11 protein-coding genes are annotated in these 20652 nt (G+C 73.1%); 4 read left to right on the top strand and 7 right to left on the bottom strand.

Annotated features, from left to right (window positions below):
* Window positions 1–4: 4 nt before the first annotated feature.
* Window positions 5–886, top strand: coding sequence for a BadF/BadG/BcrA/BcrD ATPase family protein (locus ACFO3J_RS09335; RefSeq protein WP_386427989.1), 882 nt, complete (start codon window positions 5–7; stop codon window positions 884–886).
* 80 nt (window positions 887–966) lie between these two features.
* On the opposite strand, the gene ACFO3J_RS09330 is transcribed toward ACFO3J_RS09335, so the two are convergent.
* From ACFO3J_RS09330 to lepB, 4 genes are all read right to left on the bottom strand, one after another.
* Window positions 967–2895, bottom strand: a complete 1929-nt coding sequence (locus ACFO3J_RS09330; RefSeq protein WP_386427988.1) for a protein kinase domain-containing protein — start codon at window positions 2893–2895, stop codon at window positions 967–969.
* A gap of 140 nt (window positions 2896–3035) precedes the next feature.
* Entirely contained in the window at window positions 3036–4121 is a 1086-nt protein-coding gene (locus tag ACFO3J_RS09325; RefSeq protein WP_386427987.1) for a hypothetical protein, read from the bottom strand.
* Between the two features lie 9 nt (window positions 4122–4130).
* Complete coding sequence (locus ACFO3J_RS09320; RefSeq protein WP_386427986.1) at window positions 4131–5777, bottom strand: ABC-F family ATP-binding cassette domain-containing protein; 1647 nt, start codon at window positions 5775–5777, stop codon at window positions 4131–4133.
* 228 nt (window positions 5778–6005) lie between these two features.
* Entirely contained in the window at window positions 6006–6740 is a 735-nt protein-coding gene (gene lepB, locus ACFO3J_RS09315; RefSeq protein WP_386428295.1) for a signal peptidase I, read from the bottom strand.
* A 398-nt stretch (window positions 6741–7138) separates the two neighbouring features.
* Between lepB and ACFO3J_RS09310 the strand changes: the two genes are divergently transcribed.
* On the top strand, window positions 7139–9340 hold the full coding sequence (locus ACFO3J_RS09310) for a phosphocholine-specific phospholipase C (RefSeq protein ID WP_386427985.1): 2202 nt from the start codon (window positions 7139–7141) through the stop codon (window positions 9338–9340).
* A gap of 97 nt (window positions 9341–9437) precedes the next feature.
* Here the strand turns inward: ACFO3J_RS09310 and ACFO3J_RS09305 are convergent, their stop codons facing one another.
* Window positions 9438–13601, bottom strand: a complete 4164-nt coding sequence (locus tag ACFO3J_RS09305) for a glycosyl hydrolase 53 family protein (RefSeq protein WP_386427983.1) — start codon at window positions 13599–13601, stop codon at window positions 9438–9440.
* 858 nt (window positions 13602–14459) lie between these two features.
* Between ACFO3J_RS09305 and ACFO3J_RS09300 the strand changes: the two genes are divergently transcribed.
* Together ACFO3J_RS09300 and ACFO3J_RS09295 are read left to right on the top strand one after the other, a co-directional pair.
* On the top strand, window positions 14460–15767 hold the full coding sequence (locus ACFO3J_RS09300; RefSeq protein WP_386427981.1) for a YcaO-like family protein: 1308 nt from the start codon (window positions 14460–14462) through the stop codon (window positions 15765–15767).
* Between the two features lie 117 nt (window positions 15768–15884).
* Entirely contained in the window at window positions 15885–17225 is a 1341-nt protein-coding gene (locus ACFO3J_RS09295; protein WP_386427979.1) for a PP2C family protein-serine/threonine phosphatase, read from the top strand.
* Between the two features lie 83 nt (window positions 17226–17308).
* Here the strand turns inward: ACFO3J_RS09295 and ACFO3J_RS09290 are convergent, their stop codons facing one another.
* Together ACFO3J_RS09290 and ACFO3J_RS09285 are read right to left on the bottom strand one after the other, a co-directional pair.
* Window positions 17309–19006: a xylosidase gene (locus tag ACFO3J_RS09290; RefSeq protein ID WP_386427978.1), complete on the bottom strand. Its 1698-nt coding sequence runs from the start codon at window positions 19004–19006 to the stop codon at window positions 17309–17311.
* Between the two features lie 312 nt (window positions 19007–19318).
* Window positions 19319–20584, bottom strand: coding sequence for a M28 family peptidase (locus ACFO3J_RS09285; RefSeq protein WP_386427977.1), 1266 nt, complete (start codon window positions 20582–20584; stop codon window positions 19319–19321).
* Between the last annotated feature and the right edge of the window lie 68 nt (window positions 20585–20652).

The following is a 20652-nucleotide window of genomic DNA, read 5'->3' as shown; positions in this document are numbered from 1 at the left end:
TCTCGTGGGTGCCGACGTCGGCGGCACCAAGCTCGCGGTCCGGGTGGAGACGCCCGAGGGCGCCGTCCGGGCCGATGTCGAGGTCCCGGCGGCCGGCTGGGAGGCCGCTCCGGTGGACCGGGCGGCGCGCTGGCTGCTGGACCACCTGGGCCGGGCCGTGCCGTCCGGGGACGAGATCGCCGCGGTCGGCGTCGGGGCGCAGGGCTGTGACACGCAGGAGCACTGCGCCCATCTGGCGGCGGCGCTGGAGTCGCTGGGCGTGCCCGCCACCGTGGTCAACGACGCCGCGCTGCTGGTGCCGGCGGCCGGCCTGGACCACGGGATCGGCGTCATCGCCGGCACCGGCTCCATCGCGGTCGGCGCGGACCCGGCCGGCACGGTGCTGTTCGCCGGCGGCTGGGGCTGGGTGCTCGGCGACGAGGGCAGCGCGCCGGCCATCGTCCGCGAGGCGGCGAAGGCGGCCCTGGGCGCGTACGACGCCGGCCGCGAGGACGACGGGCTGCTGTCCGCGCTGCTCGCCCACTACGGCGACCCGGACCCGCAGACCCTGGCCCGTAGCGTCAACGACGAGCCCACCACGGCGAACTGGGGCCCGGCGGCCCCGGCCGTCTTCCGGGCCGCGGCGGCCGGCTCGTCCCTGGCCCTCGGGGTCGTGGACGAGGCCGCGGTCCAGCTGACCGCCCTGGTCGGCCGCCTACGCGGCCGCGGCGCCCGGGGCCGCACCGTCGTGGCGGCCGGCGGCGTCCTGGTCGGGCAGCCCCTGCTCGCCGACCGCCTCCGCGCCCACCTCGCGACAGCGCACCCCGACCTCACCCTCCGCCTCCTGGACGTCGCCCCGGTCACCGGAGCGGTGGCCCTGGCCCGCGCCCGCCACGCGAGGCCGTGACAGCGGCCGTCACCCCTGGCGGGACAATCCGACGCCGGCGGGCCGGTGCCGCACGGCGCCGCGACCGGGCCGGACCGGAGCTACGCCTTCGGCAGCCGGCCCGCGGCCACCGCGCCCAGGTCCCGGGCCGTACCGCACAACTCCGCGACCGGGCCGGCGCCCGACACCGTCAGCTTCACCCTCTCCTGGACACTCTCTCCCTGAAGATCGGTGAAGGTGCGCTGCACGATCAGGGCGTCGCACGTACCCGGTTCGTCCGGCTCGGCAGCCACCAGGGCCTGCTTGCCGGACAGCTGGACCGGGCGGCCGCCCTCCGCCTCCAATGGGGGGTCGTTGCGGTCGAAGACCAGCCCGACCGCGCGGTCGCCGGAAGGGCTGTTCCACTCGCAGCCGAAATGGCCGAAGTCCGCTTCGGGGCGGGCGGCGCCGAGGCCGGGGGTCCGGCGCAGCGCGGTGGCGGGGAGCAGCTCGCAGGCGTCGGCGGTGGCCAGCGAACCGGCCACCGGGGCGGAGGCCCGCGGTGGGACCGGGCCGCGGCGCAGCACGGTGACCGCGTGGGCGGTGGCGGTGTCGGCCATCGCGCAGAGGTCCGGCAGGGCGGAGCCGGTCTGCCGCGCCATGATCTGGACGTGCTTGCCGTCGGCGAGCCGCACGGTCCGGTCGCACTCGCCGTCGCCCAGCGGCTCCGCGGCCACCGTCATGTCGCCGGTCTTCCGGGTACGCACCTGGGATCCGATCTCCACCCGGGCGTCGAGCAGGGTGACCGCGACATCGGCCGAGTCGGCGCCCCCGTCGTCCACCAGCAGATCGCAGCGGTCGAAGTTCCCGTAGTCGGTGACCAGCCGGACGGGACCGAAACGTCGCAGCGACGCGGCGTCGAGCAGCGCGCAGGGATCGGCCCGGCGGTCGTCGCCGATGCCGCTGCGGGCAGCAGCGCCCTTCGGCGCGGCGGAGCCCGCCTCGCGGTCCGGCCCGGGGTTGATGGCAGGGCCGGGGCCCCACAGCAGCCAGGCCAGCGTTCCGAGCACGAAGACGGCCACCACCCCGGCGGCGCTCCACCGCTGACGACGGGTGACGTACCACCTCCACAGCGGAAGCGTGCTCGTGCCGACGGGATCGCCGGCCGGCTCGCTTCCCGGCGGGCTCCGCACAGCCTGGGACAGCGGCGCGATCTCCTCCAGCAGCTGCCGGGTCCGGGCGGCGGTGGGACGGTCGCGGGGGTTCTTCCGCAGCAGCGCCGTCAGCGGCCGGGTGAGCGGCCCGGCCCGGCGCGGCGTCCGGGTCTGCCCCGCCAGGGCGCGGGCGATGTACGCCATCGGGCTGGTGGCCTCGCCGTACGGCGATCCTCCTTCGACAGCCGCGAACAGCGAGGCCCCGAGCGAGAACAGGTCGGACTCGACGCTCGCGGTGTGCCCTTTCGCCACCTCGGGGGCCATATAGCGCGGCTTGCCCCGCACACCCCCGGTGGTGCTGCCGTCCAGCGTCTCGCCCCACAGCGCGTGGGAGATGCCGAAGTCGGCGAGTTTGGCGACCTCTTCCCGCGTTTCCCCCGTCGCCGCCATTTCCCCCCGTTCCCCGGTGACGAGGATGTTCTCCGGCGTGACGTCGCGGTGCACGATGCCCTTGGCGTGCGCCGCCGCGAGCGCGTCGGCGATCTGCCGGCCGATCGCCGCCACCCGGACGGGAGGTAACAGGCCCTCTTCGGCCATGACCCCGGCCAGACTGCGGGAGGGCACGTACTCCATGGCGATCCACCAGCCGAGGCCGTCGTGGAAGTAGTCGTAGACGGAGACGATGTTCGGATGGTCGAGGGCGGCGGCGTTGGCCGCCTCCCTCCGCAGCCGGACCACCGCGCGCTCGTCGTCCACCTTCGCGCATTTGAGGGCGACCGTCCGGTCGAGGCGGCGGTCCTGCGCCTGCCACACCACGCCCATGCCGCCCGCGCCGATGCGCTCCCGCAGAACGTACCGTTCCGCGATCACATCGCCGACTTGTGCCACATCCCGCATGAATCCGCTCCATTGCCCGCATTGCGCTCGGCCCAACGGCAAGGAACGTACTTCAGCGGCGCCCCCGGCGGCAGGAGAATCACCACTCCGGCACGCACCCGCCCCACAAGCCGCAGACACCCCGGCCGGGAGCCGCCGGGCTAACGCTCCCCCAGACCGTTCTCGACGGCGGGGGCGACGCGGCTGAACCACGACTCCGCCTCGTCGGCGGCCAGGATCCGGTCGAGGACGAGGGCGGGCGGCATGTCGTGGAAGACCCGGCCGGTGGCCATGCCGTAGTCACCCCCGGGCGGGTGCAGGACGAGCACGCGGGTGCCGTCCAGCGGCTCGATGTCGGCGGGCTTCCCCTCCGGGCGGACATAGCCGCCGTGCCCGTCGAAGAGGCGGAAGCGCCGGACGGCGGGATTCCCTGCGGGCAGGCGCGGGTGGGCGTCGGTCGCCGCGTCGACCCACGACCGGTCGGGGCGCTTTCCCGCGACCAGGCCCCGGCCGGGGTCGCCGATGAGCCGGTCCGCGAGCAGGATGTGCAGCTGGAAATTGTCCCCGACACCGCTCATCGTCAGCGCGTACCCGGTGCGCGCGGCGGGGTCGAGGACGATCAGCGGCTCGTCGTCCAGGACGGCGGCGAGGTCGGCGACCCAGGCGGCGAGCCGTGACCGGCCGGCGAGCGGGGCGGCGTCCCGGCGCAGATCGTCCTTGACGCCGGCGGGCACCGCCGCGCGGAACTCGCGGCGTCCCAGCACGGTGATCATCGCCTTGAGCCAGTCGTCCAGGTCGAACCAGGACCGGGCGATCCGGCTCCGGTCCGCCTCGTCCGGGTGCCCCTGCCGTCCGGCCGGCCGGGCCAGGACCGCCAGCAGCTCCTCCTCACTGGCGCTCACCGGCTCCGGCAGCGGCCGCCCGGGCGCCGCCTCGGCCCACAGGCGCGCCGCGGAGTCGTTGAGCCGCATCGCCTCCGCCGCGCGCCCGGGGAGCACCTCGGCCAGGGCCAGCGGAGACCCGCCCCACTCGACCAGCGCGCCGACCAGGACCGCAGTCGTGGCGAGGTCACCGGACAGGGCCGGCAGCAACGGCGCGAGCGCCTCGACCGCCGCGGTCAGGGCCGCCGGCCCTCCGGCCCGCGCGGACTCCGCCAGCCGCGACATCGCCTGCCGGTAGGCGCGATCCGAGCCGGACTCCATCTGCACGACGAGCTCGTCAACGAGCCGGGTGATCTCCGAGGGCATCCGATCACGCTACCAGCGCCGATCGTCGTCGGGCCCCCGTGTCTCCAGCAGCCGGCCGTCGGACAGCCGCAGCCAGCGGTTCACCTTGATCTCCGCCAGGAACCGCACGTCGTGGCTGACCACGACGAAGGCGCCCTCATAGGCGTTGAGGGCGCTCTCCAGCCCGCCGACGCCGACCAGGTCGAGGTTGTTGGTCGGTTCGTCCAGCAGCAGGAGCTGGGGCGCCGGCTCGGCGCACAGGACGCAGGCCAGGGTGGCACGCAGCCGCTCGCCGCCGGACAGCACGCCGACCGGCAGCTGGGTACGCGAGCCCCGGAACAGGAAGCGGGCCAGCAGATTCATCCGCTCGGCCGGCGGCGTCCCGGGCGCGAACGCGGCCAGATTCTCCGCGACCGTACGGTCGGGGTCCAGCAGGTCCAGGCGCTGCGACAGGTAGGCGACCCGGCCCTCGGCCCGCTTGGTCCCGCCGCCCTCGGGCTCCAGCTCGCCGTTGACCAGGCGCAGCAAGGTGGACTTGCCCGCCCCGTTGGGCCCGGTCAGGGCGATGCGCTCGGGCCCCCGGATCACCAGGTCGGCGCCCTCGCCCGCGAAGACGGGCCGCCCGCCCCGGCGGACCCGCATGCGCTCGCCGAGGAAGACGGTCCGGCCGGCCGGGACCCGGGTGCCGGGCAGTTCCAGTACGAGCCGCTGCTCCTCGCGCACGGCCCGCCCGGCCTCGTCCAGCCGCGCCCTGGCCTCGCCGACCCGCGCGGCGTGCGTCTCGTTCGCCTTCCCGGCCGATTCCTGGGCGCCGCGTTTCATCGTGCCGGCGAAGATCTTCGGCAGCCCGGCGTCCTTGAGGTTCCGCGCGGCGGTGCTCGCCCGGCGGGCGGCCCGTTCGCGGGCCTGCTGCATTTCCCGCTGCTCCCGCCTGACGTCCTGCTCGGCGGTGCGGACGTTCTTCTCGGCGACTTCCCGGGCGGCGCGCACGGCTTCCTCGTACGCGCCGAAGTTCCCGCCGTAGGAACGGATCCCGCCCCGGTCGAGTTCGGCGATGCGGTCCATCCGGTCGAGCAGTTCCCGGTCGTGGCTGACCAGCAGCAGGCAGCCGGTCCACTCCTCGATCGCGCCGTAGAGCCTGCGGCGCGCGTCGAGGTCGAGGTTGTTGGTCGGTTCGTCCAGCAGCAGGACGTCGGGCCGCTTCAGCAGTTCCGCGGCCAGGCCGAGGGAGACGACCTGGCCGCCGCTGAGGGTGTCCAGGCGTCGGGTGAGGAGGAGGTCCGCCAGCCCGAGCCGGTCCAGCTGGGCACGGGTGCGCTCCTCGATGTCCCAGTCGTCGCCGATGACGGCGAAGTGCTCCTCGCCGGTGTCCCCGGACTCGATGGCGTCCAGCGCGCGGATCACCGGGGCGATCCCCAGCACCTCGGCCACGGTCAGCCCGCCCGCCAGCGGCAGGCTCTGCGGGAGGTAGCCGGTCGGTCCCTGGACGGACACGCTTCCGGCGCCGGGACGGTACTCGCCGGCGATCAGCTTGAGCAGGGTGCTCTTGCCCGCGCCGTTCGGCGCGACGAGGCCGGTGCGGCCGCCGCCCACGGTGAAGGACAGGTCCTGGAAGACCGGGGTGTCGTCGGGCCAGGAGAAGGAGAGGTTCGAGCAGACGATGAACGCGTCGGACATGCGGAAGCCCTCGGGGGAGAGGCGGGCGTGCCGGAGCCGCCCGCGGGGGGTCAAGGGGATGGAGGTACGACGAGACGGCCACGGCGGCGGCGCTGGCGCGCGCCTGCCGGTGGCCGGTCATCTTCCGGTGTCACCCGGAGATGTCGTCGTCACCCGCCATGTCCGGCTCTCCCTTGTCCCTGGTCTCCGGTGTCCCTGATCACTCGCGACCTGTCCCAGCGTAGAGACCTACCGCGCGCCGCGCGAGTCGATACCCGGCTGGCCGAAGGTGTCCGGTACGGGCAGGGTGGCCCAGCGGGTGACCGGCCAGGCGACGACGACGGCGCGGCCGACGACGTTGCCGACGGGGACGAAGCCGTGGTTCTTGTCCTGCTGGTGGTAGCGGGAGTCGAGCGAGTCCTGGCGGTGGTCGCCCATCACCCAGATCTTGCCCGGCGGGACGGTGACCTTGAACTGACCGCCCTGGTCGTCGAGGCTGCACGCGGTGTTCCCGGCGAAGACATAGGGCTCGGCCAGCGGCTTGCCGTTGACCTTCAGCGGTCCGGTGCCCTGGCACTCGACGGTGTCACCGGCGACCCCGATGACCCGTTTGATCAGGTCCCGCTCACTGGCGGACGGCAGCACCCCGACGAAGCTGAGCGCCCGCTGCACCGGGTTGGGGTGCGCGATCGGCTCGTCGCCCAGCCAGTTGTCCGGGTCGTGGAAGACGACGACGTCGCCGCGCTCGGGCTTGGACCCGAACCACGGGGTCAGCTTGTCGACCAGGACGCGGTCCCCGGGTTGCAGGGTGTTCTGCATCGACTCCGAGGGGATGGAGAAGGCCTGCACCAGGAACGTCTTGACGAGCAGCGCCAGCACCAGCGCGATCACGACGAGCAGCGGCACTTCCTTCCACAGCGAACGCCCCCGCGCCGGCTCGCGGTCCGGCGGGCCGGGTGTCTCCTCGTGGTCGGTCAACGCCACTCCGTCCGTTCCGACGCCGTCTGCTCCCGCGGCGTCCGTTCCCACCCCTGAATCACTCACACGCGTTCCTTCGCTCGCATCATCATCCGCTCCGCACCGGCTCCGGACCGGCTCCGGCGCCGCCTCCGGCAGCGCTTCGCCGTCGTCGGCTCTCGGGGCCGCGCCGGCCCCGATCCTCTACAACGAACGGGAGTTCCGGCCGCCGGACCGCTGCCCCGCCGGCCGCGCCGTGCCTGGTCAGCGCCGTCGGGGCGGCCCTCGGCGGGGCGCATTCCTGTGAGCTTTGGGGCAGCGAAAATATGATCATTTCCGCTGCCCTTCATGCCTTCTTCGCCGGGACGCCGGACGCCGTGCGTAGGTTCGCGGCACCCCCCAAATCCTCCCGAAGGACTCGATCCATGTCTGAACTGTCCCGCAGAGGCTTCCTCGGCGCGGCCACCGCGATCACCGGCGCGGCGGCGATCGGCGCGGCCGCTCCGGCCGCCGAGGCCGAGTCGGCCCACAAGTCCAAGCCCCAGCAGAAACTGCACGGCGACATCCGCGACATCAAGCGGGTCGTCATCCTGATGCAGGAGAACCGCAGCTTCGACCACTACTACGGCTCGCTGCGCGGCGTGCGCGGCTTCGGCGACCGCTCCACCACCACCCTGCCCGGCGGTCTGTCGGTCTTCGAGCAGCCCACCACGACGCCGGGGCAGCCGATCACCGGGACGCAGTTCCCGTGGCGGCTGAGCGACGCGCCCGTCTCGGCCTACCCGGCGGGCCACCAGCCGCCCAGCTCGGAGGTCGGCGCGCAGAACTACGGCGGCACCGACCACAGCTGGGAGAGCCAGCACACCGCGTGGTACGGCGGCCTGATGAACGCCTGGTACGTCAGCAAGGGCGGCCCCACGACGCTGGGTTACCTGGACCGGCGCGACCTGCCGTTCCACTACGCGCTGGCCGACGCCTACACCATCGGCGACGCCTACCACTGCTCGGTGCTCAGCGCGACGGGCCCGAACCGCACCTACCACTGGGGCGGCACGATCGACGCGGCGCAGAAGCACGGCACCTTCACCGCGTACAGCGGCGGCGACGAGCTCGGCCGCGATCTGGCGTGGGAGTCCTACGCCGAGACGCTGCAGAAGGCCGGGATCAGCTGGAAGGTCTACCAGGGCAGCGACAACTACGGCGACAACGGCGTCGAGTACTTCAAGAACTTCGCCCAGTACGACCCCGGGCAGGGCGGCACGGCGGCGCCGGGCAACGTGCTGTACGACAACGGTGTCGCGATCGTGCCGGAGCCCAACGACCCGGAGACCGGCAACGCGGACAACCTCGCGCTGGCGGTCCGCAAGGACGTGCTCGCCGGCACCCTGCCGCGGGTCTCCTGGCTGGTCACCAACCAGCGGTTCTCCGAGCACCCGGACGGCGCGCCGACCGACGGCGCCTACTACGTGCACGAGGTGCTCAAGGCGCTCAACGCCGACCCGGACGTCTTCAACTCGACGCTGGTGATCATCAACTTCGACGAGAACGACGGCCAGTTCGACCATGTGCCGCCGCCGGTGCCCGCCCCCGGCGAGGCCGACGAGTTCGTGCCCGGCACCGACCTGTCGAAGTACGGCCTCACCGCGCCGGCCCCGGTCGGGCTGGGCTTCCGGGTGCCGCTGCTGCTGGTCTCGCCCTGGACCCGCGGCGGCTGGGTGACCTCGGAGGTCTCCGACCACACCTCGGTCATCCAGTTCATGGAGAAGTGGAGCGGCGCGCTGGGCAAGCCGGCCATCTGCCCCAACATCAGCGCCTGGCGCCGCCGGGTCTGCGGCGACCTCACCAGTGCCTTCGACTTCACCTCGCCGGTCTTCGGCCTGCCCAAGCTGCCCGACCTCGCCCCCATCGGCGAGCCGGTCGGCTACAACCCGCCGGTCACCACCAACACGATGCCGCAGCAGGAACCGGGCACGAAGCGGGCGCGGGCGCTGCCGTACCAGCCGAACGCGAACCTCGTCGGCTTCACGACCGGCGGCACCGGAGAGATCACCGCGAAGCTGGCGTTCAGCAACAACGGTCCGCATGTGCGCCGGGCGAGCCACTTCTCGGTCTACAACAACCTCGCGGACTCCCCCGCGCTGACCGACTACCCCGCGAAGTTCCCGGGCCAGTACACGGTCGACGCCTCCGGCTCGTACTCGACCAGGACCGTCGCCGGGACCGCCCCGGTCGGCGCGACGGCGGGCGACACGGCGTACGACATCACCGTCGTCGGACCGAACCGCTTCCTGCGGCACTTCACCGGTGACCTCGACGCCTCCGGCGAGTCCGCGCAGGTGGAGGCGGACTACTCGGTGGAGGGCCACGGCTCGCACCCCAAGCTGTCGCTGAAGCTGACCAACACCGGCCGGCACGCGGTGACCTTCACGGTCGCGTCGAACCACTACCTCAAGGACCGCACGGTCACCTACCACGTCCCCGCGCACGGCCACGCGACCCACACCGTGGACCCGCGGGCCAAGAGCGACGGCTGGTACGACCTGTCCGTGACGCTGAGCGGCGACTCGTCCTGGTCGCGCCGCTACGTCGGCCACCTGGAGGACGGTACGGCCAGCGTCACCGGCTGACCGACGCTGCCCGGAACCACGTACCCCGGAACCGCGACCGGCGCCCCCGCCTCGGGATGGATGAGGCGGGGGCGCCGGTCGTGGTGGTGCGGGCCGGTCAGTCGGCGCTACCGGCGCCGTTGCCCACCTGGTTGGCGTAGACGACGGGCTGGGCGGCGTGCTGCTGGTTGAACATGCCGAGGTTGCCCTGGCCGTCGCCGTCCCAGTAGAAGACGCCGAGGCCGCGGCCGCCGGGGAGCGAGGCCACGAGGGAGTCGAGGTCGCGCTGGTACGACAGCTGGCCGGCCGGGGTGACCGGGTAACCGGGCAGCGTGTCGGGGTAGTTGGCGTCGGCGACGTTGTACGTGCCGTAGCCGCCCTGCGGGGCCTGCGGGAACTGGTCCTCGGCGATCAGGACGTCCTTGTGGAAGCGGCCGACCAGATCGGTGAGGTTGGCCTTCATGGCCCCCATCGGGCCGTGGTACCAGGGGTAGTAGGACTCACCGATGACGTCGAACGGCACGCCGGCCCGCACCATGTGGTTCATCCAGTCGACGGTGGTGGCGTTGTCGCCGCCGCGGTCGACATGGAGCTGGATGAGCAGCTGGTGGTGGGCCGGATTGCCCGCCTGGGCGCCCTGCGCGCCCGCCTTGATGAGGGTGGTCAGCGAGGTCCAGTCGGCCTTGCCGGTCTTCGGGTCGAAGAGCAGCCTGCCGGAGGTCTGCACGTCCTGGACGGTGACCGCCCCGGCGTGGCCGAGTTCCAGCGGTTCGGCCAGCCTGACTCCGGTGCCGTCGGGGCCGGGGGTGCCGACCGCGGCGACCTTCGCCGTCTCGGTGAGCTGGTCGGGCACGAGATTGGCGCCGGCGTCGACGAACAGGGTGTCGCCGACGCGGATGCCGCTGGTGGCGGCCAGTTTGAGCGTGGTGGTGCCGGCCGGGGTCGCGGTGGCGACGGTGAACGGTCCGGCGTGGTCACGGGTGAGCGGAGCGGCGAAGGTGAGGGTGGCGCCGGTCGTACCGGTCCCCACGGACGCGACCGTGGCCGTCTCCTGGCCGGCCGAGGAGTCGACGGCCACCTTCTGACCGGGGGTGAAACCGGTCGTGCTGCCGACCCGGAGGGTGCTGGTCCCCTTGGGTGTGACGGTGGCGACCACGGCTCCCTGCGGCTGGGCGGTGGGCAGTGGGGCGGTCAGCGTGATGCCGGTGCCCAGGTCCGCGGCGCCCGCCCCGGTCTGATGAGCCCGCTTCGCGGGTCCGTCGAGGGTGATCCCGGTGCCGGCGGCCCCGGCGGTGCCGAGCGCCGCCACCGTGGCGGATTCCTGGTTCGGCCCGGCGCCCAGGGTGACGGTGTCTCCGACGGCCCAGCCGGTCACCGACGCCACCTTGACGACGGTGTCACCGGCCCCGACCGGCGCGGCCAGGGTGGTGCTGCGGGTGGCGGTGCCCACCGCGGCGACGACCGCCGGACGCGCCTGCGCGCCGGCGCCGACCGTCACGGTCTGGCCGGCGGCGAAGCTGCCGGCGCCGGCCACCTTGAGGTTGACGGCTCCGGCGGGGGCCGGGGCGGTCAGGGTGCTGCCGCCCGCCACCGCGGTGGTGGAGCCGCCGACCACCGAGGTCGCCGCCCAGACGGTGCCCTGGGTGATCTCGTTGCCGATCGCCACCTGGTCGACGGGCGTGCCGTTGGCGGCGAACGCCTCGACCACCGACCGCGTGTAGTCGTGGATCGACGTGGTGAGCTGCGGCAGGTTCTCCCCCGCCCACGCGGTCGGCACGTTCTGGTGCTGCGGGTCGGCCCAGGTGTCGGAGTAGTGGAAGTCGAGCAGGAGCTTCATGCCCGCCGCCTTGACCTGCTTGGCCATGATCAGGTCGTTGGCCAGCGTGGGGTTGCTGGCCGGCGAGCCGGTCGGGTTCATCCACAGCCGCAGGCGGACGTAGTTGAGGCCGCCGGTCTTGAAGATGCTGAGGATCGGCGCGCTCGCGCCGTTCAGCGTGTAGGTCGCGTTGTCCGAGATGAGGGTGGACAGGTCGGCGCCCAGTTCCAGGTCGGGTGAGGGGCGCCCGTCGGTGGAGAAGACGCGGAACTCCTGGACGCAGACGCTCTGTTCCCTCGGCACCTGGTAGTGGAGCGTGACATAGCGGGCTTCGACGGTCGCCGCCGGCTTTCCGGCGCTGCCGGCGAACAGGTACAGCGGTCCTTGCCCGATGGTGTTGCCGCCGGCGGTCCGGTTCGGGAAGGGCTGGTCACCGGGCGCGCCGAGGCCGGTCGTCACGGTGTAGGAGGACCCGTCGCCGGCCTGCTGGCCGGAGAAGGTCAGACCGGTGCCGGTGATGTCGGTCGGCTTGCCCAGGTCGACGGTCACGGTCTGCGGGCCGAGCGCCGCCGGGCACCAGGAGTCGGTGCCGTCACCGTCGACCGTGTTGTTCACCGAGGAGCCGGGGGCCGAGCCCGAACCCGCCTCCGCCCTGGCACCGATGGCCACGTCGAGACCGGCGGGCATCGGAGCCTGCGTCGCCGACTGCGGCGCCGCGGCCAGGGGTGCGGCGGTCGGCTGCGGGGCGGTGGGGACGCGGCCGGGCAGTGCGGTGCCCGCCCGGTCGCCCGGCGAGGTGTTGGCGGGGAGCGAGACGGAAGCGCCGTGGTAGAGCGTCGCCTTGGAGCCGATCCGGTAGCCGTAGGCACCGGGCTGCGCGGCCCCGTCGGCGGTGAACAGCCCGAGGCCGCCCGTGGTGTCCGGCGCGGAGTAGAAGACGCCCAGTCCGGCGCCGCCGCGCAGCGAGGCGAGCAGCGAGACCAGGTCGCGTTCGTAACTGGCCTGCCCGCTGGGCGAGATGAGGTAGCCGGGCAGGGTGTCCGGGTACGGGACAGCGGTCGAGTACGTTCCGTAGCCGGTGACGTCGGTGCACGGGAACTGGCTCTCGGAGACCACGAGCCGCTGGTCGAAACGGTCGGCCAGATCGTCCAGGTTGGCCTTGAGCGCCGTGAACGCGCCCTGCTGCCAGGGCAGATAGGCCAGACCGATGACGTCGAAGGGTATGCGGGCCGCGGCGATGTGGTGCAGGAAGTCGACCGTGGTCGTGTTGTCGGCGCCGCTGTCCAGCGAGAGCTCGATCAGCGGGTCGCTTCCCCGGGGGCTGCCGTCCCGGACGCCCTGCACACCGGCTGCCACCAGCGCGGTGAGCTGCGACCAGTCCGCGCTGCCGGAGCCGCCGACGGTGAGGCGGCCGGTGGGCCAGAGCATGCCCTGGGTGATGTCGTCACCGATGGACACCTCCGAGACCGGGGTGCCGTTGTGGGCGAAGGCGGCGACCACCAAGCCGGTGTAGGACCGGACGGTACGTGCCAGCGCGCTCGGTGACTCACCGGCCCAGGCGGCGGGTGTGGGCTGCGAGACCGAGGAGGTCGGGGTGTCGGCGTACTCCAGGTCGAGCGAGATCTTCATCCCGGCCGCCTTGAGCCGCTTGGCCACCGTGAGGCCGTTGGCCAGGCCGGCGCAGGTCGTACCGCAGTCGGTGGGATCGACGAGCAGCTGGACGCGGCCGTAGTTCATGCCGCCGCTCTTGAGGATGTCCGCGACGGGAGCGGCGGTGCCGCCCGCCGACCACGAACCCGTGTCGTCGGCGGCCAGGTTCGTCAGGTCGCCGCCCAACTGCAGGCCGGGCGCGGCGACGGCCGAGCCGGAGAAGACGCGGAACTCCTGCACGCAGAGGTTCTCTTCGCGGGGGGCCTGGAAGTGCAGGGTGACATAGCGGGCCTTGACGGTGGCCGCGGTGTCGGCGGCGCTGCCCGAGGCGCCCGCGAACAGATACAGCGGGCCCTGCACGATGCCGTCGCTGTCGCCCGGGCCCTGGTGCGGAAAGGGCTTGTCGCCGGGCGCGTGGAGACCGGTGGTCACGGAGTAGTGCGAGCCGTCGCTGCCCTCGGAGCCGGAGAAGGTCACGCCGGTGCCGGTGATGTCGGTGGCGCGGCCCAGGTCGACGGTGAGGGTGTGGGCCCCCACCGTGCTGGGGCACCAGCGGCTGGTGCCGTCGCCGTCGGCGGCGTTGCCGAGCGCGGACCCGGGCGCCGAGCCGGAGTTGGCGTCGAGGTGCTTCCCGATGGCCGCGTTCAGGCCGTCGGGCAGCGGCGGGAGGATGCCGCCGTCCGCCGGCGCGGCGCCCGCGGCGGTGGCGGTCAGTGCGGTGGTGGCGAGGACGACGCCGGTCACGAACGCGCGTCCCAGGACGGTGAGGCGCGACGAGCGGCGGTGCCGGGTGGGTCTGCTGGGTGTGCTGGACATCCGATCCCCTGGGTGAGAGCCGAATGATCATGACGGGCTGTCACGGCGCGCGTCGGCTGACGCGTACCGTCCGGGCGGGTCATGATCGCCGACCGGCGCGGCGGCTCGTGGGCCGAGCCGTGCGCCGGCAGTGCGGACCTGGGGCCGAACCGACGAGCGGCCGCACTGCCGCAGTGAAGTGATCCGCGGTCCCGCAGCGCGGCAGTGGACAGAATCAAACTATTTCCACCAGGTCCGCCCAGAGCTAACCGCTGCCGCCCGGACAAGTCAAGGGACCTGACAACCCTGGCCGTTGAAACTTCGACAACGCGATTCGGTGCCGTGTGCTGGCCCAACGGCCCGGGCGGCGCCGAGCGGCGCGACGAACGCGGCGACCGGCCTCGCCCACCGGCACACCCGTACCCCGTTCGCGCGTGAAGGGTTCGGCACAGCCCTGCACAACATCGAACAACGACGCCGTCGGCGGTCGGCCGGCCGCGGGAGCCGGGATCCCGAAACCGGCCCCGGAAAGGAAACCGAGCGGACGGAACGTTTCTGCCCTTTGTTCCGGTATGGGGTCGGACGGCACTGGGTAGCACAGTGGTTGCCGACAGCAACACAGAGTGATGGAGATCGCTATGGGTGAATTCGCTCCCTGGGACTTCCCCGCCCCTTGCGACGGGGTGGAGATGACCGCGATGGAAGAGAGCCGGCTCGACCGGTTCGAGGCAGCGCTCACGGACAGCGGCGAGAGCTGATCCGTACCGTCCGGGCCCGGGTGGCCGCACCTGTGTGCGTCCACCCGGCGTCCGGGCGCGACGTGCGGTGATCGCTACGAGTGAAAGGGGCGACCCGGCTCCACCGGCCGGGCACAGGCGGATGACGACACCGAGACACGCACCGGTACCGGTACCGGCGGCGCGGACCACACGGACGGCGCGGACACCGCGGGCGCCGCAGGCGGGAGAGCGGGAGCTGGATCTGAGCAGCGCCTGGGCCCGCGGGCACAACGCCGTGGCGGAGGCCCAGCTGACACCCCGGCTGACCGACCTGGGCGACGCCTGGCGCTGCCATCTGCACCGCGGCGACGGCACCGGCGCGCGGGGCGCCGGCGGCTCGGGCCGGGGCACCTTCCAGGTCGCCCTGGTCGGGGCGCTCTACGAGGCGCTGGAGCACCACCACAGCCATGCCGCCGGCCTGAGTTCCGCGGAGCTGGTGCTGCGCCGCCCGCACGAGCTGGCGGCCGGCGAGCTGGCCGACGACCCGGCCGTCGCGCTGCTCCGGCACGGCCCCGACACCCCGATGGCCTGCCGCAGGCACACCGCGGTCTCCGGCCCGGGCGCCCTGGACGTCCCGCTGTTCCTCACCTGCCCCAGCTATCTGGACATCCAGGCGGCGGAGCTGCGCGAGCGGGCCGGGGACGGCTTCGAATACACCTCCGTCTCGCGCTACAGCACCAACAGCGGGTGCGCCATCGGGGCCACCCACACCGAGGCCCTGGTGCACGCGCTGGCGGAGGTCGTCGAGCGCGACGCCTTCTCCCTGCTGCTCGCCACCACCTTCCTCACCGCCACGCCGCCACCCCTGCGGCAGGTGGACCCCGCCACCCTGCCCGCCGACCTCGCCCGCCTCCACTCGCACGCCGAGCAGCGGCTGGCCCGCCCGGTCCACCTCATCGACATGACGACCGACCTGGGCGTCCCCGCCTACTGCGCGCACGTCACCTCGGCCGGCGGACGCCCGGCCCAGGGCCAGGGCGCCTCCCTGTCCTCCGAGTACGCCGCCCACAGCGCCCTGAGCGAGCTCCTGCAGCTCTGCGCGCTCCGCGCCGCCGACCACCGCATCCCGCCGGACTACCGGACGCTGCGCCACCGGCCCCGGCTGCTCGCCGCCGGCCAGGCGGACTTCGACCCCCACCTGCGCACCGCGACCACCATCCCCTTCACCGGGACCGACGCGCCCCTCACCCCCCAGGAGCACGCGGAGCGGCTCACCGCCCGGCTCGGCGCTCGCGGATACACCCCTTACGCCCGCACCCTGCGCCGGGCGAGCAACGGCGTGAGCACGGTCAGCGTGTTCGTCCCCGGTCTGGAGCGGTTCTTCGCCGTCACCCAGGGCGCCGCCGTCATCCCCGGTCCCCGCGCCCTGAGCCGCGCCCGCGCCCACTCGCACGAGGGCCAGGGGTAGCCCGCCGCCCACCCCGTCCGGATTCCCTCCGGCGGGTGCCGGCCTCCAAGGTGTGATGTTGTGGAGGCTGACCCGCGGCGCGCGTGCGCGGGGGCGCGCAGGCAGGGAGGAGGCGGTGTGAGCACCCAGCACGGGGAGGACTCCTTCGATCTGGACCGGGCCGTGCAGGACGCCCTGGAGCGGCTGACCCTGGTGGCCAACGCCTCCGAGGCGCTGTCCAGCACCCTTGAGCTGGACACGGGCCTGCGCCGGCTGGCCCGGGTGCTCGTACCGGCGCTGGCCGACTGGTGCGCCGTCGATCTGCTGGAGGACGACGGACGGCTGCGCCGGGTGCTGCTGGAGCACCGTGAGCCCGAGGCGCTGTCTCCCGGTTTCCTCGAAGCCCTGCTGCCACCGGCCGACGCCTTCTCCCCCGCTCCCCTGGCCCGGGCGCTACGGGGGGCGGGGCCGCTGCGGCTGACCGAATTCCCGCCGCCCGAGCAGGCGGCGGACGCCCTGCACCGCGCCGAGCTGCGGACCTTTCAGCGGTTCGGCGCGCACAGCGCCATCCTGATTCCGCTGCGGGCACGCCGCCGGGTGCTGGGGGTGCTGACCCTGGTGCGCACCGGACCGGAGGGGCTGCCCCAGCGCGGCCGGCTGAGCCTGCTGGAGGACCTGTCGCACCGGATCGCCATCACCGTGGACAATGTGCGGCTGCACAGCCAGATAGCGCACACCGCCGAGCACCTCCAGCGGTCCCTGCTGCCCGACCTGCCGCACGGCGGCCCGGTGGAGATCGCCGCGCGCTACTCCCCCGCCCGGGCGAGCGCCGAGGTCGGCGGCGACTGGTACGACGCCTTCCCGCTCCCCGACGGCGCCCTCACCCTGATCATCGGCGATGTCACGGGCCACGATCTGCGAGCCGCGGTGGCCATGAGCCAGATGCGCAACATGCTGCGCGGCATCGCCTGCGACCGCAAGGAGCCACCCGGCAAGATCCTGGCCCGGCTCGACGTGGCGAACGAGATCCTCTACCCCGGGCAGACCCTGACCTGCCTGTACGGTCTGCTCACCAAACCCGAGTCCGATGGTCCCTGGCAGCTGGAGTACGCCGCGGCCGGGCATGTGGCCCCGCTGCTGGTCACCCGCGAGGGCGACACCCGCTTCCTGGGCGGCGGCCGCAGCCTGCTGCTCGGAGTCGCCCCGGAGACGATCCGTCCGGACGCCATCGAGTCGCTGCCGCCCGAGTCCACCTTGCTGTTCTACACCGACGGACTGATCGAACGCCGCAGCGAGGGCCTGGACGACAGCATGACCCGGCTGCGCCAGCACGCCGCCGCGCTGGCACGGGAACCGCTGGACTCCTTCTGCGACGGGCTGATGGCCGGCCTGGGCGAGACCAGCACCGACGACATCGCCCTGATCGCGGTCCGCGTCCCGCCCGAGCTGTCCACCCCGTACACCGCCACCCCCGAATAGGCGCCAGGCCCTCCGCGCGGGCGACATGACGAAGGCGACCGGGCCGGGGACGCTGTCCCCGGCCCGGGTGGTGAGCCGGTGCGCTAGTCGGTGATCAGGGCGAACTGCTCCCAGGGGCCGATGGCGGTGCGGTTGGCGATCAGTGCCGCGGCGCCGGCGTTCTCAGCGGTGACGTACATATTGTTGGCCTGCGCCTTCAGGCTGACCGTTCCATTGGAGTTGTGGATCAGCTGGAAGGTCTGCGCGGCGCCGATCGCCGTCGCGTCGGCGATCAGCGGCGACGAACCCGCCGTGACATAGCGGCTGTTGGCGTGGGCGCGCAGGGCAATGCCGCCGTTTCCGGCGTCCAGCAGGTCGAACTGCTCCCACACGCCGATCGCGGTGCGGTTGGCGATCAGGGCGGCGGCGCCGCCGTTCTCCGCGGTGACGTAGTCGTTGTTGACGCCCGCGCGCAGGCTGACCACCTGGCCGGTGCCGGGACTGGTGGGCGGGGTGCCGCCGCCGGACACGACGGGCTGGGTGGGGCGGGTGGCGGTCAGCGCGATCTGGCCCTTGAGCATCTTGCCGCCGTCGCCGGTCAGCCGCAGGTAGTAGTCCGACGAGCAGGCGGTGCCGTCGTCGTCCAGGGCCAGGAAGCCGGAGTTGGTGGGTGTCATGGCCTGGGTCTCGGCGGTCTTGGCGATCTGGTTGCCCTCGTTGAACTCGTCGAACATCGAGATGTAGATGCCCTGCGCGCCCACCCGGACCATGTTGTAGAACTGCCGCCACATGAAGTCGCCGTGCGCCCGCTGGCGGGCCGAGACGTCACCGGGCAGCACGCACGGCTGGTAGTCGATGCCGTGGGCGTCGCACTCGGCCTGGTCGCCCAGGTTGACGTTCTGGTAGTAGTTGTCGGAGTCGCCGGCGTTGCCGATCGCGCCGACCATCCAGGGCGAGATCATGTTGAACGCGTGGTAGACGTCGCTGTAGCCGGTACGCGTCCCCTGGCCGCCCGTGCGCCACTCCTTGGGGATGCCGCCGATCACGTAACAGCCCTGCGCCTTGAACCAGTTGATGACGTCCAGGCAGGCCGCGGCGGTGAAGGGGTGGTTGTCGTCGTTGAAGCCGAAGCCCCAGATGCTCACCACCGGCTTGCCGTTCTGCGTCGCGTACTGCGGCGAGGCGGTGTGCGCCTTCATCTTGTTCGTCCAGTCCGTCTTGATCTCGGACTGCATGTTCGTCCAGCCGGACACGTCGTACATGACGTAGAACTTCACCCCGTGCGACTCCGCCGAGCCGCGCACCTTGACCGCCATCGCGTCGCGCGTCGGGCCCTCGCCGCCGACCGGGTTGAAGCGCTGCAGCGCCGCGGTGTCGACGCCGTACTGCCGCATCCAGCCGAAGTGGGTGTCGACGGTCTGCTGGTCGTAGGAGGAGAACAGCGTGGCGGGCTGGCCGTTGCCGAGGTTCGCGTACGCCGTCTGGTAGGTGTGGGTGTACTCGCGCATGTCCGGCCAGCACTTGATGCCGGTGTTGGACGGGGAGGGCGCCTGTCCCATGTCCTGCGTCCAGTGCCACCAGCCGTTGATGGGGGCGCCGTCGCCCTTGGCGGCGAACCAGCCCTGGTACCCGACGGTGATCTTGCCGACCACGTCTCCCGGCGCGCTGCCGGCGGCCGCCGCGGGGGCGGTGGCCGCGCGGGCCACGCCGAACGCTCCCAGCGCCGCGGCGGCCGTACCACCGGCGGCGGCGCTCAGGACCTTGCGGCGGGACCAGGTCGACCTGCGATGCGACACAGACATGAAGTGCTCCAAAACAGCGGACACGGCTCTGAAAGCCGGCCGCGTGGGTGAACTGTGTGGGGGGTGGTCCGGACATACCGGCGAAACCCGGTGCCCGCGACAGGTCCGCCATTGGCCTGCGCGGCCGTTCGCGACCTGCGCGATGTGCCGTCGCTGCCGATCTCGGACCACGAGGTCAGTGCGCGGGCACCCGGGGACGGCACGTACCACCTGTTCATGATGATGAACGAGTGGCTCCGGTTCCCGCTGATTCAAGTGCCGCCCGACGCGAACCGTCAAGTCTCGGGGCCGAGATGCGCGGATGGTCCGGAGTTACGCCGAACCGTCCCGCCGCAGGGCCTGTGCGGTGGCCAGTCGGCGGGCCACGGCCTCGGTGAGGCGGGCGGCGTTCGCGACGCAGGTGTAGTCGACGTTGTCCGGGGTGTCGCTGGGGAGGTGGTAGTTGGGGATGAGCTTGCGGTCGTCCACCGACACCACGGTGACCGTGGGGAAGCCGTGGCGGTGCGGGACACTGCCGTCCGTGCTGTTGCGGGAGCGCAGGCCGCGGCGCAGCGGGACGCCGGCGCGGTGGGCGCAGTCGGCGACCAGGTCCTTGAACCGCCCGCCGTAGTCGTGCATCCGCACCGGGCCCTCGCCCTCCAGCATCACCAGCGTGCCGGAGCCGACGGTGTCGAGGGTCAGGAACCAGGTGCGGTCCTTGGCCAGCCGGCCGAAGTGGCGGCGGGCATAGGCGAGGACGCCCTGCTGGAGGGCCTCCTCCGCTCCGGCGGAGACAAAGGTGACCCGCAGGCCCGGGACCGGGTCGGCGCGCAGTGCCTCGGCCACGGCGACCGCCGCCGCGACACCGCTGAGGTTGTCGTTGGCTCCGGGGACGGCCGGCCGGGAGGCGATGTCGCCCAGCGCGGCGGCGGACAGGGCCGAGAGCGCGACGCCCAGCCGGCGGAGCGGATCGGCGTCGCGGGCGCTGCCCAGGGCGACGAGGGCGGGCCCGGCGATGACCGGCCACCACAGCGGCGGGTTGCTGTCCAGCCGCTCGGCGACGCCGGGATGGCGGGTCACCAGCCAGCGTTCGAGGTGCTGCTGGAACACCACGCCGGAGGGCGCGGCGTCGTGGTGGACGAGGACGACCAGGGTGTGGTCGGCCTCGGGGTCACCGGTCTCGGCAATGACGTTCTGTGTCGTACGCGCCCGCACCAGCGCCCGGCGGGCCAGCAGCCGCCCGCCGGTGATGTCGTCGACGATCCCCCAGACGGCCGCCGCCCCGGCCAGCACACCCACCGCCCGCCGCCCGGCGGCGGCCTCCCGGCGGCTCGTGCGCTTCCCCCGCCCGGCGAGCAGCCCCGCGACCGCGGCGCCGGCGCTGAGCAGGCCGATCGGCACCGCGTACGACGGGAAGGCGCTCTCCCGCTCCACCCGGGTGCGGCATCCGGCGGCCTCGAAACGGCGGCGGATCAGCTCGGCGGCCTCCCGCTCGCCCTCGGAGGTGGGCAGCCGGGAGAGCGGGGCGAGCGAGCGGACGGTCTGTTCGAGGCCGTCGGTGCCAGGGGCGGGCGCGGGCCCGGTCTTCGGCGCATCCATGGCGGTCAGCGTAGGCGCTCGCGAGGGACGCCCATAGGGGACGTACGGGTCGACAACACCCTCTTGGC

The organism is Streptomyces polygonati, assembly GCF_042650325.1.
GTDB classification, from domain to species: domain Bacteria; phylum Actinomycetota; class Actinomycetes; order Streptomycetales; family Streptomycetaceae; genus Actinacidiphila; species Actinacidiphila polygonati.
Note: the sequence above shows the minus strand (reverse complement) of the source record. Positions and strands in the feature narration are given on the sequence as shown.